Origin of the sequence: Burkholderia anthinoferrum (assembly GCF_002925705.1) — a bacterium.
GTDB lineage: Bacteria > Pseudomonadota > Gammaproteobacteria > Burkholderiales > Burkholderiaceae > Burkholderia > Burkholderia semiarida.
Genome location: NZ_LFZP01000057.1, coordinates 62414 through 80133 on the forward strand (window position 1 = coordinate 62414; position 17720 = coordinate 80133).

18 protein-coding genes are annotated in these 17720 nt (G+C 68.9%); 9 read left to right on the forward strand and 9 right to left on the reverse strand.

Annotated features, from left to right (window positions below; genetic code table 11):
- Nucleotides 1–244 precede the first annotated feature (244 nt).
- On the forward strand, nucleotides 245–892 hold the full coding sequence (locus C5F75_RS27585) for a response regulator (RefSeq protein ID WP_059580324.1): 648 nt from the start codon (nucleotides 245–247) through the stop codon (nucleotides 890–892).
- Nucleotides 889–2688 (forward strand): sensor histidine kinase, encoded by a 1800-nt coding sequence (locus tag C5F75_RS27590; protein WP_059580068.1) that lies wholly within the window; start codon nucleotides 889–891, stop codon nucleotides 2686–2688. Before C5F75_RS27585 ends, C5F75_RS27590 begins: the two co-directional genes overlap by 4 nt.
- A 40-nt stretch (nucleotides 2689–2728) precedes the next feature.
- Here the strand turns inward: C5F75_RS27590 and C5F75_RS27595 are convergent, their stop codons facing one another.
- The 4 genes from C5F75_RS27595 to C5F75_RS27610 all read right to left on the reverse strand — a co-directional run bounded on the left by C5F75_RS27595 (nucleotide 2729) and on the right by C5F75_RS27610 (nucleotide 5859).
- Entirely contained in the window at nucleotides 2729–3028 is a 300-nt protein-coding gene (locus tag C5F75_RS27595) for a type II toxin-antitoxin system RelE/ParE family toxin (RefSeq protein WP_059580066.1), read from the reverse strand.
- The gene (locus C5F75_RS27600; RefSeq protein ID WP_059580322.1) at nucleotides 3025–3300 is read right to left on the reverse strand and encodes a YlcI/YnfO family protein; all 276 of its coding nucleotides are present in this window, start codon (nucleotides 3298–3300) and stop codon (nucleotides 3025–3027) included. The genes C5F75_RS27595 and C5F75_RS27600 overlap by 4 nt, the downstream gene beginning before the upstream one ends.
- A 98-nt stretch (nucleotides 3301–3398) precedes the next feature.
- Nucleotides 3399–4709, reverse strand: coding sequence for an MFS transporter (locus C5F75_RS27605; RefSeq protein WP_059580063.1), 1311 nt, complete (start codon nucleotides 4707–4709; stop codon nucleotides 3399–3401).
- A 124-nt stretch (nucleotides 4710–4833) separates the two neighbouring features.
- The gene (locus C5F75_RS27610; RefSeq protein ID WP_059580061.1) at nucleotides 4834–5859 is read right to left on the reverse strand and encodes an ABC transporter substrate-binding protein; all 1026 of its coding nucleotides are present in this window, start codon (nucleotides 5857–5859) and stop codon (nucleotides 4834–4836) included.
- Nucleotides 5860–6096: 237 nt separating this feature from the next.
- On the opposite strand from C5F75_RS27610, the gene C5F75_RS27615 reads away from it, so the two are divergent.
- On the forward strand, nucleotides 6097–6762 hold the full coding sequence (locus tag C5F75_RS27615) for a response regulator transcription factor (protein WP_059580058.1): 666 nt from the start codon (nucleotides 6097–6099) through the stop codon (nucleotides 6760–6762).
- On the forward strand, nucleotides 6749–8170 hold the full coding sequence (locus C5F75_RS27620) for a sensor histidine kinase (RefSeq protein WP_059580056.1): 1422 nt from the start codon (nucleotides 6749–6751) through the stop codon (nucleotides 8168–8170). The genes C5F75_RS27615 and C5F75_RS27620 overlap by 14 nt, the downstream gene beginning before the upstream one ends.
- A gap of 54 nt (nucleotides 8171–8224) precedes the next feature.
- Here the strand turns inward: C5F75_RS27620 and C5F75_RS27625 are convergent, their stop codons facing one another.
- A complete protein-coding gene (locus C5F75_RS27625; protein ID WP_059580053.1) occupies nucleotides 8225–8674 on the reverse strand; it encodes a hypothetical protein in 450 nt (149 codons plus the stop codon).
- 48 nt (nucleotides 8675–8722) lie between these two features.
- Here C5F75_RS27625 and C5F75_RS27630 point away from each other — a divergent pair, with 48 nt between their 5' ends.
- Nucleotides 8723–8971 (forward strand): DinB family protein, encoded by a 249-nt coding sequence (locus C5F75_RS27630; protein ID WP_226094124.1) that lies wholly within the window; start codon nucleotides 8723–8725, stop codon nucleotides 8969–8971.
- A gap of 6 nt (nucleotides 8972–8977) precedes the next feature.
- Here C5F75_RS27630 and C5F75_RS27635 read toward each other — a convergent pair whose 3' ends face one another.
- Genes C5F75_RS27635 through C5F75_RS27650 form a run of 4 tightly spaced genes read right to left on the reverse strand, consistent with a single transcriptional unit; the run spans nucleotide 8978 to nucleotide 13652 of the window.
- Nucleotides 8978–9742 carry an ABC transporter ATP-binding protein gene (locus C5F75_RS27635; protein WP_089465393.1) on the reverse strand — a complete coding sequence of 255 codons (765 nt, stop codon included), beginning with the start codon at nucleotides 9740–9742 and terminating at the stop codon, nucleotides 8978–8980.
- Nucleotides 9739–10596: an ABC transporter ATP-binding protein gene (locus tag C5F75_RS27640; RefSeq protein WP_104013012.1), complete on the reverse strand. Its 858-nt coding sequence runs from the start codon at nucleotides 10594–10596 to the stop codon at nucleotides 9739–9741. Before C5F75_RS27640 ends, C5F75_RS27635 begins: the two co-directional genes overlap by 4 nt.
- 11 nt (nucleotides 10597–10607) lie before the next feature.
- Complete coding sequence (locus C5F75_RS27645) at nucleotides 10608–12419, reverse strand: ABC transporter permease (protein ID WP_059580046.1); 1812 nt, start codon at nucleotides 12417–12419, stop codon at nucleotides 10608–10610.
- A 39-nt stretch (nucleotides 12420–12458) separates the two neighbouring features.
- On the reverse strand, nucleotides 12459–13652 hold the full coding sequence (locus C5F75_RS27650) for an ABC transporter substrate-binding protein (RefSeq protein WP_104013013.1): 1194 nt from the start codon (nucleotides 13650–13652) through the stop codon (nucleotides 12459–12461).
- Nucleotides 13653–14007: 355 nt separating this feature from the next.
- Between C5F75_RS27650 and C5F75_RS27655 the strand changes: the two genes are divergently transcribed.
- The 4 genes from C5F75_RS27655 to C5F75_RS27670 are packed head-to-tail and all read left to right on the forward strand — an operon-like array spanning nucleotide 14008 to nucleotide 17595.
- Nucleotides 14008–15021 carry a LysR family transcriptional regulator gene (locus C5F75_RS27655; RefSeq protein ID WP_104013014.1) on the forward strand — a complete coding sequence of 338 codons (1014 nt, stop codon included), beginning with the start codon at nucleotides 14008–14010 and terminating at the stop codon, nucleotides 15019–15021.
- Complete coding sequence (locus C5F75_RS27660; protein WP_104013015.1) at nucleotides 15018–16478, forward strand: NAD(P)-binding domain-containing protein; 1461 nt, start codon at nucleotides 15018–15020, stop codon at nucleotides 16476–16478. Before C5F75_RS27655 ends, C5F75_RS27660 begins: the two co-directional genes overlap by 4 nt.
- The gene (locus tag C5F75_RS27665; protein WP_104013016.1) at nucleotides 16475–17005 is read left to right on the forward strand and encodes a CMD domain-containing protein; all 531 of its coding nucleotides are present in this window, start codon (nucleotides 16475–16477) and stop codon (nucleotides 17003–17005) included. Before C5F75_RS27660 ends, C5F75_RS27665 begins: the two co-directional genes overlap by 4 nt.
- Nucleotides 17002–17595, forward strand: a complete 594-nt coding sequence (locus tag C5F75_RS27670) for a peroxidase-related enzyme (RefSeq protein ID WP_104013017.1) — start codon at nucleotides 17002–17004, stop codon at nucleotides 17593–17595. The genes C5F75_RS27665 and C5F75_RS27670 overlap by 4 nt, the downstream gene beginning before the upstream one ends.
- The last annotated feature ends 125 nt before the right edge of the window (nucleotides 17596–17720 follow it).

A 17720-nucleotide genomic window follows, 5' to 3' on the forward strand; every position in this document is an offset into this window, starting at 1 on the left:
CCGGGCCGCGTCGGACGTCACGATCCCTCCGGGAATACCCTGATTCGCCCGGGCTGGGGCCGTGCCATTCCGCGTGAATTATTTCGTGTCGGTGGGCATTTCGCGACCCACCATCCTGAAAATTTCGCGAACGAGTACCGTTTTCGGGTTCGCGGGCATATATTGGTCAGAAGAACGGCCGCGGCAACACCCGGACAGCAACGACAGCAGCGCGCGGCGTCATCCCGAAGAGGACCGCTGGAAGATGATCAGGGTAATTCTGGCTGACGATCACGCAGTCATGCGGGACGGACTGCGTCACATCCTGGAAACGGCCGGCGGTTTCGAGATCGTCGGCGAGGCGAGCGACGGCTCGGGCACGCTCGCGCTGGCCGAGCGCGCCGCCGCCGACGTGCTGCTGCTCGACCTGTCGATGCCCGCCCCCACCGGCATCGAGCTGATCCGGCTGGTCAAGCGCCAGGCGCCGTCGCTGCGCACGCTCGTGCTGACGATGCACGCGGAAACACAGTACGCGGCACGCGCATTCAAGGCCGGCGCCATCGGCTACCTGACGAAGGACAGCGCGACCGCCGAGCTCGTCGAGGCCGTCGGCAAGGTGGCGGCAGGCGGCGTCTACGTGAGCCCGTCCGCGGCCGAAAGCCTCGCTCGCACGCTGCGCGCGCCGGCTCATGCCCTCCCGCACGAGCGACTGTCCGCGCGCGAGCTCGACGTGATGCGCCGCATCGTCACGGGCCGGACCGTCACGCAGATCGCGTGCGAACTCGCGCTGAGCGCGAAGACGGTCAGCACGTACAAGACGCGGATCCTCGAGAAGATGGCGCTGCCGCACGAAGCCGCGCTGATCCGCTACGCGGTGCGCCACGATCTCGACCTCGGCACCGACGACGCATGACGACCGCCTTCCCCCTCCCGCCCGTCCCGCCGCCGTCGGACGACGACGGTCCGGATACGTCGCGCCTGTTCATGTCGTCGCTGCCGCCGGGCCGACGCGAGCGGCGGCTCGCGCTCGCGACGGTGCTCGTCTCGGCCGTGATCTTCGCCGCGCTCGCGCCGTTCGCAACGATCCCGCTCGCGCCGGGCTGGGCGTTCATTCCCGTGTACCAGTCGGCGATCGTCGTCAACGACATGGTGACGGCCGGCCTGCTGCTCGGCCAGTACGCGATCCTGCGCGAGAAGCCGCTGCTCGTGCTGGCGGGCGGGTACCTGTTCACGGCGTTCATGGCCGGCACGCACATGCTGACCTTCCCCGGCCTGTTCGCGCCCACCGGCCTGCTCGGCGCCGGCGAACAGACCACCGCATGGCTGTACCTGTTCTGGCATGGCGGCTTTCCGCTGTCGGTCGCCGCGTACGCACTGCTGCGCGCGACCTCGCGCGGCCGTGCGGTGCCGGCCCCGCAGCGTCGCGCGGCGATTCCGGTCGTCCTCTGCATCGCGGCCGCAGGCGGCGCGACGGTCGCGCTCGCGCTGCTCGCGACCGCCGGCCACGACCTGCTGCCGCGCATCATGAGCGGCAACCGGATGACCGCGACGATGACGAACGCGATCACGGTCGTCTGGGGGCTGAACCTGGTCGCGCTGATGCTGATGTGGCGGCAGCGGCGGCGCCATTCCGTGCTCGACCTGTGGGTGATGACGGTGCTCGTCGCGTGGCTGTTCGACATCGCGCTGTCGTCGATGCTGAACCACGGGCGCTTCGATCTCGGTTTCTATGCGGGGCGCGCGTACGGTCTCGTTGCATCGGGCGTCGTGCTGTTCGCGATGCTGTTCGAAAACGGCCGGCTGCATGCGCAGACGGTGCGCGCACTGGCCGGCGCCCGTTATCAGCATCTGCTCGTCGCGCAGAAAAGCGCGCAGTTGAACGACGCGAACGAACGGCTCGAACAGCGCGTCGCCGCGCGCACCGCGCAACTGAGCGCGTCGAACCGCGACCTGCGGCGCGAAGTCGAGGAGCGCGTGCGTGCCGAGCGGGCGCTGCAGGCGTCGCGCGAGGAGCTGCGCGAGATCGCGGCGATCAGCGCCAGCGCGCGCGAAGCCGAGCAGCGCCGCATCGCGCGCGAACTGCACGACGAACTGGCGCAGTCACTCGCGGCGCTGAAGAACGACCTCGAATGGCTGATCGACCGCGTGCCGCAGGACGACGCGTCGCTCGCACGCAAGATCGCGGCAATGCATACGCTCGCACGCGGCGCGGTGGCCGCGACGCGCCGCATCGCGTCCGACCTGCGCCCGCTGATGCTCGACGATCTCGGCTTCGCGGCGGCGATGCAATGGCTCGTGGAGGATTTCCGGCACCGTCACGGGATCGCCTGTTCGCTGCACGTCGAGCCGCCCGAGCTGCAACTCGACGAGCCGTATGCGACGGCCGTGTTCCGCATCGCGCAGGAAGCGCTCGCGAATGTCGCGCGGCACGCGGCCGCGTCGCACGCGGCCGTCGAGCTCGTGTGCGGCGGCGAAGCGATCGCGCTGACGATACGCGACGACGGCGCGGGGTTCGATCCCGCGGTGCCGCGCAAGTCGAGTTCATTCGGGCTGGTGGGGTTGCGCGAGCGCGCATATCTGGTCGGCGGCACGCTGCGGATCGCGACGACGCTCGGCGAAGGCACGACGGTGGAGGTGGATATTCCGGTGGCGTCCGTGCATGCGGCGATTGTGCATGAAGGACCCGGCGCGTTGCGGACGAAAGGCTAAAGCGGTCAAAGCAACGGTAGCGGGATGCTGCCGCGAGGGGTCAGTGGTAGTCCTCTTCGCGCTGATGCCGAACGGCCAAGACCGTGACTTGTTCTGCACTTTCGATCTCGAACAGGAGCACATAGCCTGACGTGCCGAAGGAAACGATGAGTTCACGCAGGAAGGGATTGCTCGCATCCAGCTTGCGGCAGGTAAACGGAAACAATCGCAACATGGCCACACCTCGTTCGATCGCTTCCAACGCCCTCGCTGCCGCTTCCTCATCACGTTCGACGAGATATCGATACAGTCGCACCAAGTCTTCGCGCGCCGCACGCGTATATCTGACTTGGTAACTCAATCCGCCGCCTTCTTCGAACGAGCCGCTTTCAGCATGGACTCGAGCTCGCGCTGAACGTCGGCGGCATCGATGTATTCGCCCGTGCGTCGCGCCTCGTCGCGAGACGCCAAACCTCGTGCGACGAACTCGCGCTGCAAGCGTCGCCGAGCGATGCCATCACGCAACGCCGACTCCATGAACGCAGAGAGCGTCTCGTTTTCCGCAAGAACTGATTCCGCTTCCTCGCGCAACTGCGGATCGACTCGCAGCGCGGGCATCGTGGCCGTTTTCATCGCACCCTCCATGCATTACATATGTAATACATGGTAGCACATCGGCCCGAATCGACGACAGTCGACCGTTCGTTCTAGTCGAGCTGTCGACGGAACGCTCACGCCCGTGCCGCCACCATCCCCCGCTCCGAGCGCGTCCACGCGACCAGCGCGCCGACGCCGAGCAGCGCGAGGCACACGATCGGCACGATCATCGGCCCGAACGCGGTGCCCGTCATCTTGCCCGCGAACGGCATCAGGTTCTGGCTGAAGAAGCCGCCGAGGTTGCCGATCGAGTTGATCGCCGCGACGCTCGCGGCCGCCCGCGCGCCGGTGAAGTAACGCGGCGGCATCGACCAGAAGCACGGATACAGCAGCGGGATGCACGCGCCGCCGAGCACCAGCGCGATGAAGCGCAGCGGCGTCGACGGCAGCACGAGGCTCAGCAGGAAGCCGAGCGCACCGAGCGCCGCGACGATCGCGATCGTGCGCAGGATGCTCTTCGCGCGGCGCAGCTTCGCCGGCAGCCACACCAGCAGCACCACCGCCAGCGCCCACGGCAGCATGCTCAGGAAGCCGTTCGTCGCGCTCGACACGCCGAACGATTTCACGAGCGTCGGCAGCCAGTACGTGACGCCGTACAGCGACGTCGACATCAGCATGTAGGTCGCCGCGAACAGCATCACGCGCGGATCGAGCAGCGCCTTCCACGGCTGCCCGTGCTCGGCCTGCGCCGGCTTCTCGCGCTCCAGCGCGGCCGCGACGATCTGCTTCTCGCGCTCGTCGAGGAACGGCGCTTCGCGGAACGACGCGGGCAGCACGCGGAACACGACGATCGCGACGATCACGGCCGGAATGCCCGTCGCGACGAACACCCACTGCCAGCCCGCGAGCCCCCATACGCCGTTCAGGCTCAGCAACACGCCGCCGACCAGCGAGCCGAGCATGTTCGCCAGCGCGCTGCCGAGCGTGAAGATGCCGAGCACCTTCGCGCGGTAGCTCTGCGGGAACCACAGCGTCAGGTAGTAGATCACGCCCGGATAGAAGCCGGCCTCGGCGATGCCGAGCAGGAAGCGCAGCGAGCAGAACGCGGGCATCGACGTGGTGAAGCCCATCAGCACCGTGATGAGCCCCCACGTCAGCATGATCCGCGCGAGCCATACGCGTGCGCCGTAACGATGCAGCGCGAGCGTGCTTGGCACCTCGAACAGCAGGTAGCCGATGAAGAACAGCGACGACGCGAGCCCGAACGCGGCTTCCGTCATCCCGAGGCTGTGCACCATCTGCAGTTTCGCGAAACCGACGTTCTGCCGGTCGATGAACGCGATCAGGAACATCACGACGAGGATGGGCAGCAGGCGCCGCGCCATCTTCGACATGATGCGCTGTTCTTCGGCGGACGCGGGGTCCAGGGTGTCGGTAGCGTTCACTTCAGGCTCCTTCGTGAATCGGTTGCGTATCGGTTGAATCGGCGGGTTGAATCGGCGCCGCGCGGAACGAGCGCGCCGGCGCCACGTGGTTCGATGAATGGAATCGGCTCGCGGCCCGCGTGGCTCAACCCGACCGGTAGTCGTCGAGCATCGGCGCGAACATCTCGTGCCACGCGCGCGGCTTGGCCTTGATCGTGCCGGCGAGGTACAGGAATTCGACGTAGTCCATCAGCTGGTTCGGCCGCACCGAGAAGCGCGTGTCGGGCGCGGCCAGCATGCGCATCACGTCGTCGTGCGACACGCCGACGCCGGACGACGCCGCATAGAGCGCCGCCGCCGCGCGCGGGTCCTGCGCGATCAGGCGGTTCGCTTCGTCGAGCGCGCCGAGAAACGCCGCGGCCAACGCGGGCTCCGCATCGACGAGCCGCTTCGGCGCGAACACGACGTCGAGCGTCATCGGCCCGAGCACGTCGACCGAGCTCACCACGCGATGGATGCCCGGCTGCCGCAATTCGAGCGTCGAGAACGGCGGCGACGTGAAGTGCGCGGTCACGCCGTGCTCGCGGCGGATCAGCGCCTGCATCGCCTGCGGATGCGGCAGGTTCACGGTGATCGAATCGAGCTGCGCGAAATGCGTGGGGCCGAGCTGCCGGCTCGCGACCATCTGCAGTACGACCGCCGACAGCGACGTGCGGATGCCCGGCACCGCGATCCGGTCGGACGGCGTGAAATCGCGCAGCGACACGAGGCCCGGCCGGTTCGCGTTCAGCGACAGCGACGTGGTCGACAGCCCGCTGATGCCGATCACCTCGACATTCGGAATGCCGCGCGCCCGCGCCCACAGCTCGATGAACCCCGGCGCGCCGGCGCCCGCGAAATCGAGCGTGCCGGCCATCATCGCGTCGTTGACGGAATTGCCGCCGTCGAGCAGCACCCATTCGACCGCGACGTCGCGCACGCCGTGGCGCGCCGCATGCCGCTCGAACAGCCGCTGCTTCTCCATCACGAGCAGCGGCAGGTACAGCACGCCATAGCCTTTCGAGATCCGCACCGTGCGCGGTTTCGCGCGCACGAGCGCCGGGGCCCCGAGCGCGCCCAGCACGCCGAGGCCGGCGGCGATCAACGCGCGGCGGCGCGGCGACGTCGTCATGCGCGCACCGCCGCGCGGCGGACGGCCAGCGGCGACGCGCCGGCCGGCGTGGCGCGGCGGCGCGCGTTCGTCGTGCCCGTGACATGCTGCATGTTGCCGTCTCCTTGAATATTTCTGGTATTAATGCCGTCCTTGCATCCTGCTTCCGGCTCGACACAGGTTATCGGGCGAGTCTGAGAAAATGCTGACATCCCGTCCCCGGGAAAACCCCTAATCCACCTACCTGCAAACGGCACCATGCGCATTCTCGTCGTGGAGGACGATGCCGAAATCGGCGCGGCGATCCGCAGCCGTCTCACGCGGCTCGGCCATGCCGTCGATCTCGAAACCGACGGCTCGACCGCGAACGGGCTGCTGCGCGTCGAGCGCTTCGATCTCGTCGTGCTCGATGCGAACCTGCCCGGCATGGACGGCTTCACGGTGCTGCGCAACCTGCGCGCGGCCGGCAGCACGACGCCCGTGCTGCTCGTCACCGCGCGCTCGGCGATCGACGACCGCGTGAGCGGCCTCGGCCTCGGCGCCGACGACTACCTCGTGAAGCCGTTCGACTACCGCGAGCTCGACGCGCGCGTGCAGGCGCTCTTGCGCCGCAACAGCGGCCACGCGAACGACGTGCTGACGCTCGGCGGCCTCGTGATCGACCGCAGCAGCCGCCTCGCGGAACTCGACGGCCAGCCGCTGTCGCTGTCGCGTCAGGAGTTCGCGCTGCTCGAAATCCTCGCGAGCCGTCCGCAGCGCATCTTCTCGAAGGAAGAACTGCTGAACCAGTTGTTCAGCTTCGGCAACGAGCCCACGGCGAACGCGGTCGAGCAATACGTGACGCGCGTGCGCAGGAAGCTGCAGGGCAGCTCGGTCGAGATCCGCACCGCACGCGGGATGGGGTATCAGATTGCCGCGCATTGACTGGTTCCCGAAGACGCTGTTCGGGCGCACGCTGCTGTTCATCGCGCTCGTCGTCGCGACCGGCGCGCTCGCGCTCGCGGCGATCGCGCGCTACTACGCGGGCGTCGCGGCCGAACGCGCGTACGACCAGTTGCTGGCGGGCGCGTCGATCCAGGTCGCGGAAAACCTCTACGTGCAAGGCGGCGTGCTCGCGCTGAATCCGCCGGTCGCCGCGCTGTCGACGCTGTCGCGCTACGACCTCGTCTACTACAAGGTGGTCGATTCGCGCGGCGTCGTCGTGGCCGGCTATCACGATCTCGCGAGCCCCGCGACACTCGCCGCCGCGAAGCAGGGCCCCGCGTTCGCGAACGCCGTCTACCAGGGGCATCAGGTCCGCACCGCGACGATCGCACGCTACATGCCGGAAGAAAGCACGCCGGGCTGGGCGCTCGTGACGGTTGCGCAGACCACCAACGCGCGCCAGCAACTGACCAACGACATGAGCATCAAGGTATGGACGCTGATCCTGCTGATGAGCGTGCTCGCGATCGGTGCGAGCGGCCTCGCGATCCGGCGCGGCCTGCGCCCGCTCGCGCGGATCGGCGCGATCATCGCCGCACGCGACCCGGCCGACCTGCGGCCGGTGGCCGTCGATACGCCGAGCGAGATCGACGCGATCATCGGGTCGATCAACGGGTTGATGCGGCGGCTCGCCGAGCGGATCAACGCGATGCAGCGCTTCATCGCCGACGCCGCGCACCAGATGCGCACGCCGCTCGCGCGGCTCGACGCGCAGATCGAGCTGCTCGACGGCGAATCCGATCCCGCGCGTCACGCGGCACGGCTCGATGCGTTGCGTGCGACCTCGTCGGACGTCGGCCGGCTCACCGGGCAGTTGCTCAATCATGCGATGGTGATTCATCGCACCGAGGCCGTGCCGCTGCAACCGGTCGACCTCGTCGCGCTCGCGAAAGAAGTGCTGGGCCGCACGATTCCGCTCGCCGGCGAACGCGACGTGGCCGTTGCGTTCGCGAGCGACGCGCCGCATGCGTGGATCGACGGCGATGCGATCAGTCTTCAGGAAGCGCTGTCGAACGTGCTGCACAACGCGCTGCTGCACGGCCATGCGGACGACATCGTCGTGTCGGTCGCGACCACCGGCAACGCGGATCAGGCGGTGACGCTGACCGTCACCGACAACGGGCGCGGGATACCGCGCGAGCACTGGGACGCGGCGTTGCAGCCGTTCGTGCGGATCGCGCCGGACGGCAGCGAACGGCGCACGGGGTCCGGCCTCGGGCTCGCGATCGTGCAGGAAGTGATGAAGGCGCACGGCGGGCGCGTCGGGTTCGCGTTTCCCGAGGCGGGCGGATTCGCGGTGGTGTTGACGTTTCCGCGTGCGGTGACGGCGCACGCAAGCGACACTTAGGCAACGGCATCCGGCGCAGGCACGCTCGGTTGAACGCCACCGGGCGACACGCGTTCAGCCGTCGCTGTCCCGACCGTCGTCGGCGTTTCGCCGCGCATGCCGCGCCACCAGTTGGTCCAGTTCGTCATACTGGCGTTCGCAGAACAACCGGCACAACGTATCGACGTCCACGCGCTTCCTCACGTCGATCGTCTCGACGTGCTGCTCCAGCTTGCCCTTGCCGATGCCGAAGAGCCCCTTCTTCATCCGCATGGACACCGCATTCAGCTGGAAGCCGTCCGAATGCGCATCCGTCAATGCCGTCACCCACAGCTCGCGCTGATCGTCGGCATGCTGCAACACGAGCGCCGGTAGCGGGCCGTCCTGCGTCTCGTTCCATTCGATGTGCTGGGCCGCCCAAGGAAACGCCTCGAACGCATGAACGAACGACGCGTAGTCGGTCGCGCCCTGCTGATCGAGCTGATTGAAATCGTAGCCGACTCTCTGGATGGAATAGGTCAACATGGCGCGGCAACCCCGTGGCGTTCGAGATCAGGAGATCGTCAATCTACCGTGAATTTCGGTATCGGTGACGATTTTTCTGGGCGGCTCATGCGCGAAGAGATGCTGACCCATGTCGTCACGCACGGCGGCTATCATCGCGGCGAAGCGGGCAGACTGATGATTCAGGCGGCCGCGCTCTCGGCACAGCATATCGAACTCCCTTGGGATACCTACGCGGTTCACTTGCATCGGACAGAACCCGACCGACGGCTGCAAGGCAAGGTCGACGACGCGAACCCGCCGAATGCCGGGCGGTGAAACGCCCTACGCCGCCACCGCCTCCCCACCGAGATACGCATCGCGCACGCGCTCGTCGTCGAGCAGCGTTTTCGCGGGCCCTTCCAGCACCACCCGCCCCGTCTGCAGCACGTACCCGTAGTGCGCGATTTCCAGCGCGAGGCTCGCGTTCTGCTCGACCATGAACACCGTCACCCCTTGCGTGTTGATCGCGTCGATCAGTTCGAGCACCTTGTCGACGTAGAGCGGCGACAGCCCCATCGTCGGCTCGTCCATGCAGATCAGTTTCGGCCGCGCCATCAGTGCGCGCGCCATCGCAAGCATCTGTTGCTCGCCGCCCGACAACGTGCCCGCACGTTGCGTCAATCGTTCTCGCACACGCGGAAACAGGTCCAGCACGCGCTCATAGTCCTCGGCCACCGCCGCGCGATCGCCGCGCGTGTACGCGCCCATCAACAGGTTCTCGCGCACGCTCATGTCGCCGAACAGCCGCCGCGCTTCGGGCACGGCCGCGATCCCGCGCCGCACGCGCTGCGGCGTCGCCAGCGCGGTCACGTCGTCGCCGTCGAAACGCACGACGCCGCGGCGCGGACGCATCAGCCCGAGAATCAGCTTCATCGTCGTCGACTTGCCGCTCGCGTTGCCGCCGAGCAGGCTGACGATCTGCCCACGGGCGACTTCGACGTTCACGTCGAAGTGCACCTGCACGGGCCCGTAGAACGTGTCGAGGTGTTCGAGTTTCAGCAGCGCGTCGGTCATGGTCGTATCAGGCACGGAAGATTGCACGGTCATGCGGCCGCCTGCGTGGTATGGTCCGCCGGCGCACCGCCCGCGTGGCGGCGACCGAGATAGGCCTCGATCACGCGCGGATCGTGCCGCACGTCGCGCGGCGCGCCTTCGGCGATCTTCACGCCGTTATCGAGCACCATCACGCGGTCGGACACGCGCATCACGAGTTCGAGCTTGTGCTCGATCAGCAGGATCGTCAGTCCGCGCGCCTTCAGCGACTGGATCAGTTGGAGCATCTCGGCCGTCTCCGTCTCGTTCATCCCGGCCGTCGGCTCGTCGAGCAATAGCAGGCGCGGATGCAGCGCGAGCGCGCGACCGATCTCCACGCGCCGCCGGTTCGCGTAAGACAGGCTGTGCGCCGGATGATCGATGCGCGGCGTAAGCCGTTCGCCGAAGCCGGCAATGATGTCGCGCGCTTCTTCACGCAAAGCGGCTTCCTCGAGCCGCACCGACGCGGGCCGCACGAGCGCGCGCAGCACTTCGGCCGCCGCGCCGAGCGCCGGCCAGCCGGGCCGCGCCGCACGCAGCCGCGCATGTGCGCCGATCAGCACGTTGTCGAGCACGCTCAGGTTGCCGAACACGCGGCCGTGCTGGAACGTGCGCGCGATGCCGAGCGCCGCGAGCCGTTCGGGCGCGGTGCCCGTGATGTCGCGGCCGTCGAACGTCACGCGGCCGGCATCGGGCCGGTCGGCGCCCGCGATCAGGTTGAACAGCGTCGATTTGCCCGCGCCGTTCGGGCCGATCACGCTGAGCAGTTCGCCGTCGGCGAGCGTCAGGCTCGCGCCGTCGAGCGCGGTCACGCCGTCGAAGCGGCGCGTCAGGCCCTGCACGTCGAGCAGGGGTCGAGTCGTCGTCATCGCATTCCTCCTCACACCGTGCCGAGCAGGCCCTGTGGCCGGAAACGAACGAGCAGCAGCAGCACGAGGCCGTAGATCAGCATCCGGTAATCGGCCGCCCAGCGGAACAGCTCGGGCAGCCCGATCAGCGCGATCGCGCCGACGATACCGCCGAGCACGTTGCCGAGCCCGCCGAGGATCACCATCGTCAGCGCGAGGATCGACACCTGCGAGTCGAAGGTCTGGTGATTGATGTAGCTGTACAGGTGCGCGGCGATCCCGCCGCTCACGCCCGCCGCGACGCCGCCGACCGCGAACGCGATCGCCTTGTAGCGGTTCGGCGCGATGCCGTGCGCGCGCGCGGCGACGTCGTCCTCGCGCACCGCGCGCAGCGTGCGGCCCAGGTGCGAGCGAAGCAGCCGCACCTGCACGAGCGCGAACACGACGAGCACCGCGAACGTGAACCAGTACGCGGCGCGCGCGGTCGTCGCCCACGGCAACGGCGCGATGCCGGTGATGCCGAGCGGGCCGCGCGTGAGGCCATCCCAGTTCAGGATCACGAGGCTCACCACTTCGCCGATGCCGAGCGTCGCGATCGACACGTAATGCCCACGCAGCCGGAACGCCGGATAGACGAGCAGCGTGCCGAGCACGGCGGTGATCACACCCGCGCACGGAATCGTCACGGCCGGCGACCAGCCGAGATCCGACGACAGCAGCGCCGACGCATACGCACCGATCACGAGCAGCGCGGCGTGGCCAAGCGAGATCTGCCCGACCGTGCCCGCGACGAGCGTGAGGCTCAGCGCGAGCAGCCCGTACAGCCACGCGTTGGTCAGCGTCTGCAGCACGTAAGGCGATGCACCGAGCCACGGCAGCACGGCCGCCGCCGCGATCAGCGCGACGAGTACGGGGCGCGGCACGCGCACGGCTTTCGCGGCGGCGAGGAAGGTGCCCGTCATCGGCTCGGGCGGCAATGCGCGGTTCGCGCTGAACAAGCCGTTCGGCCGCCACACGAGGAACACGATCAGCAGCCCGAACGCGAACAGGTCGCGGTAGCTGGTGCCGAACAGCGCGACGCCGTAGCTTTCGACGAGACCGAGCAGCAGGCTGCCGGCGATCGCGCCGGGCACGTTGCCGAGCCCGCCGATCAGCAGCGCAACCACGCCCTTCAGCGTCGCCTGAAAGCCCATTGCCGGATCGATGCTGTTGTAGTACATGCCGACCAGCAGCCCGCTCACGCCGCCGAGTGCGCACGCGATCGCGAATACGGTCTGGTTCACGCGATCGACGTCGACGCCCATCTGCAACGCCGCGTCGCGATCCTGCGCGGTCGCCCGCACGGCCCAGCCGAGCCGCGTGAAGCGCAGGAAGCCGTACAGCAGCGCGGCCGCCGCGATGCCGATGCCCGCGATCAGCAGGTCGAGCGAGCCGAGCGTCGCACCGGCGATCCGCAGGTGCCAGTCGGGCAGCGGCGTCGGCACCGCGCGCGGGTCCGCGCCGAACGCGAGCTGCGCGAGCTGATCGAGGATGAAGCTGATGCCGATCGTCGCGAGCAGCGGCGCGATGCGCGCGGCATGGCGCAGCGGCCGCAGCCCGATCCGCTCGATCGCGATGCCGAGCGCACCGCAGCCGACGACGACCGCCGCGAGCGCGGCCGGCAGCGGCAGCCCGAAGCGCGTCAGGCACAGCCAGCCGATGAACGCGCCGACCATGTACACCGAGCCGTGCGCGAAGTTGATCAGGTGCGACACGCCGAAGATCAGCGCGAGCCCGACCGCGAGCAGCGCGTAGATGTTGCCGACGATGAGGCCGTTGAGCGTGTAGTCGAGCCAGGAAGCCATCACGATGCGTCCGTCAGGTGCAGGCGGTTCATGTCGGGTTCAGCGCGCCGCGAGCTGCGGCTTCGCGCCGTCCCACAGCGCCCACTGCCCCTGCTTCACGACCAGGTACACGGTGCGTGCGCCCGCGACGCGGCGCGTCTGCGGATCGAAACGCACCTTGCCGAAGATCACGCTCGGCACGTCGCTGATCTTCGCGAAGCCGTCGTGCGCGGCCTGGCGCGTCGTGCCGTAGCGGCACAGCACTTCCGCCGACAGGATCAGCGCATCGTACGCACGCGCGACGAACGAATCGGGATCGGCGTGGAATTTCGCGCGATAGCGCTGCACGAACGCCTGCACCTCGGGGCGCGGCTCGGCCGGGAAGAAGTTCGATTCCGTATAGACGCCTTCGACGGCCGTGCCGCCCAGTTCGAGGAACTTCGGCGAATACACGGAGCCCACCGCCGCGATCGGCAGCGCGACGCCCGACGTGCGCGCCTGGCGCACGATCTGCGCGCCGTCCGCGTAGTAGGAAATCAGCACGATCGAATCGGGCTTCGATGCGCCGATCCGCACGAGCGTCGAGCGGAAATCCTTCTCCGCCGGCTGGTAGCCTTCGGCCGCGACGACCTGCGCGCCGAGCCCCGTCACCGCCTTCGCGAAAATGTCCTTGCTGGTGCGGCCCCAGTCGGTGTTCAGGTACAGCACCGCGATCCGCTTGAAGCCGAGTTCCTTCACCGCGTAGCGGGCGAGCAGCGGCTGCTCCTCGGCCTGGCTCAGCGCGGTGCTCCACAGATAATCGCCGCCCTTCGTGAAATCCGGATGCGAATTCGTGAAGCCGAACTGCACCAGTTGCCCGCGCTGGTAGATCGGCGATGCGGCCATCGACGTCGCGCTCGAGAAATCGCCGAGCTCGATCGCGATGCGCGGATCGGCGACGAACTTCTGCGCGATCGCCACCGCCTGGCGCGGGTCGCTGCGGCTGTCCTGGAAGTCGATCGCGAGCGGCCGGCCGTGAATGCCGCCGCTGCCGTTGATCTCGTCGAGCGCGAGATCGAAGCCGCGCTTCCACTGCTCGCCGTATTGCGCGTCCTGGCCCGTCAGCGGCCCGCTCACGCCGATCACCACCGGCTCGCCCGACACGCCGGCCGCGAGCGCGCCGCCCGTCGACAAGCCCCATGCGGCGGCGAGCGCCGCCACCGTGCCCAGCACGCGCCGCCATGCGCCGCGCGCGTCGTACCCCGAAACCTTCATGCGTCCCCCAGCTTCAGTCAGTCGAAAAGAGTGAGGGCATGTAACCATCCGGTTCAGGACGATCCAACGAAGTTTTGCGCATATCGATATCGTATGCGGCGCGAAGCCGATGACGAGCGCGAACGGCCGCCGATACCCGCCGCATCGATCGACATGCCGGCATACATCGCATCGTGTTGATTCGATTGGCGTTTCGTTCGGCGCACCGTGCACGACCGGTGCGACTGCACGCACGACGGGCCGCCGCGGTCGTTACGCCCTTCGCAGTTTTCCCGCTGTCGATAGCAAAAATCATTATATGAATCGTGCATGCTCGCACTCCTACAATGCGCAAATCGCATCATCGGAACGCGTCATGGAGTTGCATCAACTCGAAGCCTTTTCCGCAGTCATGTCGGCCGGCAGCGTCACCGGCGCGGGCGAGCTGCTCGGTCGCTCGCAGCCGGCCGTCACGCGGCAGATCCAGGAGCTTGAAGCCGATCTCGGCTACGCGCTGTTCGACCGGCACGGCCCGCGCGTGACGCCGACGCGGCGCGCGTTCCTGCTGTACGAGGAAGTCGAGCGCTCGCTGGTCGGCCTGCGCGCGATCGAGGCGCGCGCACGCGCACTCGGCGACGAAACGGCCGAACCCGTGCGCATCGCGGCCACGCCGTCGCTCGCGGCCACGCTCGTGCCGGCCGCGCTCGCCGCGCTGCCCGACGACGCGCATGCGCCGCACTATCAGTTGCGCAGCGAATCGGCCGAGCACGTCGTGCACGAGGTGCTGGCCGGCACGGCCGATGTCGGCGTCGTCACGCTGCCGATGGCGCATGCCGGGCTCGACGTGCACTGGATCGCACAAACGCCGTGCGTCGCCGTGCTGCCGGCCGACGATCCGCTCGCGGCGAAACCGCGCATCGCGCTGCGCGACCTCGCGCGGCGCCGCATCGTGACGGTCGCGAACCGGCACCGGCTGCGCCAGCGGATCGACGCGGCGTTCGCGGTCGCGCGTGTCGATGCGCACGTGTTCATCGAAACCAACGCGTCGCTGAATGCGGTGATGGCCGCGCGCGCGGGCATCGGGATCGGCATCGTCGATCCGGCCACGGGCGTCGCGCTGCCGGTGGACGGTGTCGTCGCGCGCGCGCTCGACGTCGACATCCCGTTCGCGTTCGGCGTCGCGACGCCGGCCGGCAAGGCGCGCACGGCGGCCGTCGATGCGCTGCTCGACGTGCTGCATCGCACGACGCGCGCGCTGCTCGACGACGTGACCTTTCACGATGCCGCCGCGCACGATGCGCTGCTGCGCGGCGACCGGCTGCGGGCCGACCGCGCGACGCGCGCGCCTCGCCCGGCACGTACCCGCCGCGTGCGCCCGGAGGCCGCATGACGCCCCCGCTCGACGCACTCGAGGCGCGCCTCGCGCAGGACCTGCGCTGGCTCGACCTGCCCGCGCCGTCGTGGGTGCCGCCGCGCGAAGTGGACGGCGCGCGCGTGCTCGACGTCGCGATCGTCGGCGGCGGCATGGCCGGGCTCGCGGCGTCGGCCGAGCTGCGCCTGCTCGGCATCGACAACCACTGCGTGGTCGACCGCGCGCCGGCCGGCTACGAAGGCCCGTGGGTCACGTTCGCGCGGATGGAGACGCTGCGTTCGCCGAAGCAGCTTGCGGGCCCCGCACTCGGCCTGCCCGCGCTGACGTTCCGCGCGTGGTTCGAAGCGCAATACGGCCGCGACGCGTGGGACGCGCTGTACAAGATTCCGCGCCCGCAATGGATGGACTACCTGCGCTGGTATCGGCGCGTGCTCGACCTGCCGGTGCGCAACGACACGACGCTCGTCGCGCTGCGCCCGCGCGACGACGGGCTGCTCGCGCTCGACGTGCGCGGCAACGGCGAAGCGCACACGCTGCTCGCGCGGCACGTCGTGCTCGCGACCGGCCGCGACGGCCTCGGCGGCCCGTACGTGCCGCCCGTCGCGCGGCGCGCGCCGCGCGCGCGCTGGGCCCATTCGTCCGAGCCGATCGATTTCGCCGCGCTCGCGGGCAAGCGCGTCGGCGTGGTCGGCGCGGGCGCGTCCGCGTTCGACAACGCGGGTACCGCGCTCGAAGCGGGCGCCGCGCGCGTCGACCTGTTCTTCCGCCGCGCGGACATTCCGCGCATCAACAAGCTGACCGGCATCGGCAGCCCGGGCCTCGTGCACGGCTACGCCGATCTCGACGATGCGACGAAGTGGCGTTTCATGCACTACGCGCTGACGTCGCAGACGCCACCGCCGCGCGACAGCGTGCTGCGCGTCTCGCGCCACGACCATGCGCATTTCCATGCGGGCAGCCCGATCGAAATGCTCGCCGACCACGCGGACGGCCTCGAACTGACGACGCCGCGCGGACGCTACACGGTCGACTTCCTGATCTTCGCGACGGGCTTTCATTCGGACTGGACGACGCGCGAGGAATTCGCGTCGTTCGGCGCGCACGTGCGGCGCTGGAAGGATCGGTATCGGCCGGAACCGGCGCTGTGGCTCGACGAGCTCGCCGAGTCGCCCGATCTCGGCCCCGCGTTCGCGTTCCAGGAACGCGAGCGCGGCGCGTGCCCGGCCGTCACGCGCATCCATTGCTTCAACCATGCGGCGAGCCTGAGCCAAGGCAAGCTGTCCGGCGATATCCCGGCGATCAGCGCGGGCGCGCAGCGGCTCGCGCGCGGCATTGCGAGCCGGCTGTTCGATGCCGATCGCGACCGCCACTACGATGCGCTCGTCGCGTACGCGAATGCCGAACTGCAAGGCGACGAATGGCGCGACGCCGACGCCATCGATCACTTTGACGACGAAGGGAAACCGAAACGATGACTGACTCCATCACGCCGGCCGCCGGGCCGGACACGATCGACGCGGCAGCCGGCCTGCGCGCCGGCGACGCCGTCGCCGCGCTGCGCCGCGCGCGCGACCAGGTGCTGTTGCATACGCAACTGAGCGAAGCCGCGCTGTTCGATCCCGCGCTACCCGATCTTTCGCTGATCGAGCGGCTGCATGCGGCACGGTATGTCGCGTGGCAGTCGAATGCGCACGCGCTGGCCGACATCTATCGCGCCCGGCTGCTCGACGCAGGCGGCACGCTCGACGACATCGAGCACGCAGATGCCGACGCGTTCGACGCGCTGCCTCGCCGCCTCGGCGCGATCCTGCTGCACGCGAAGCGCCTGACGCACGCGCCGGTCGACGCGCGCGCATCCGATCTCGACACGTTGAAGTCGGCCGGGCTCACGACGCCCGCGATCGTCGCGCTGTCGCAGCTCGTCGCGTTCGTCGCGTATCAATTGCGCGTCGCCGCGGCCGCGCGGGCGCTTCAGGCACGCGCCGCAAAGGAGGCCGCATGACGACTGCCACCCACGGCTTCACCTCCGACACGCTCGGCTGGCGCGCGTGGCTCGACACGGTCTCGCTCGATGCGGCGACGCCCGATCAACTCGCGGTGCTCGAAGCGAGCCACCCGCAAGCGAAGACGTCCGACTATTACCTGCTGCTCGTCCACCTGCCCGACATCCTGCGGCAGCGCTCGGGCGTGTTCAATGCGATCATGTACGGCCCAGGCGGGCTGTCGCGCGCGGAGCGCGAACTGGCGAGCACGGCGGTATCGCGCGTGAACGGCTGCGTGTATTGCGCGTCGGTGCATGCGCAGCGCTTCGCGCAACTCGCGAAACGCACCGATGCGATCGAACAGGTGTTCGACGACCCGGCGACGGCCGGCACCACGGCACGCGAACGCGCGATCGTCCGCTATGCGATCGCGCTGTCCGAACGGCCCGACGCGATCGACGAGAACGACATCGCCGCGCTCGAAGCCGAAGGGCTCCCGCATGAGGAAATTCTCGACCTGTCGCACGCGATCGCGATCTTCGCGTGGGCGAACCGGTTGATGCTGACGCTTGGTGAGCCGGTGTTTCCGGAGCCGGCGCCCAGCGCCTGACCGCACGCAGGAACGTGGCGCGGAACCGGCCCGTGTCGCGCCTTGCGCGTCAACGGTCGGTGCGCTGCATGCTCGCGGGAATTCATCTCGCACGGCGTTCGGCGGCGGCGCAGGATGGCGCGAAA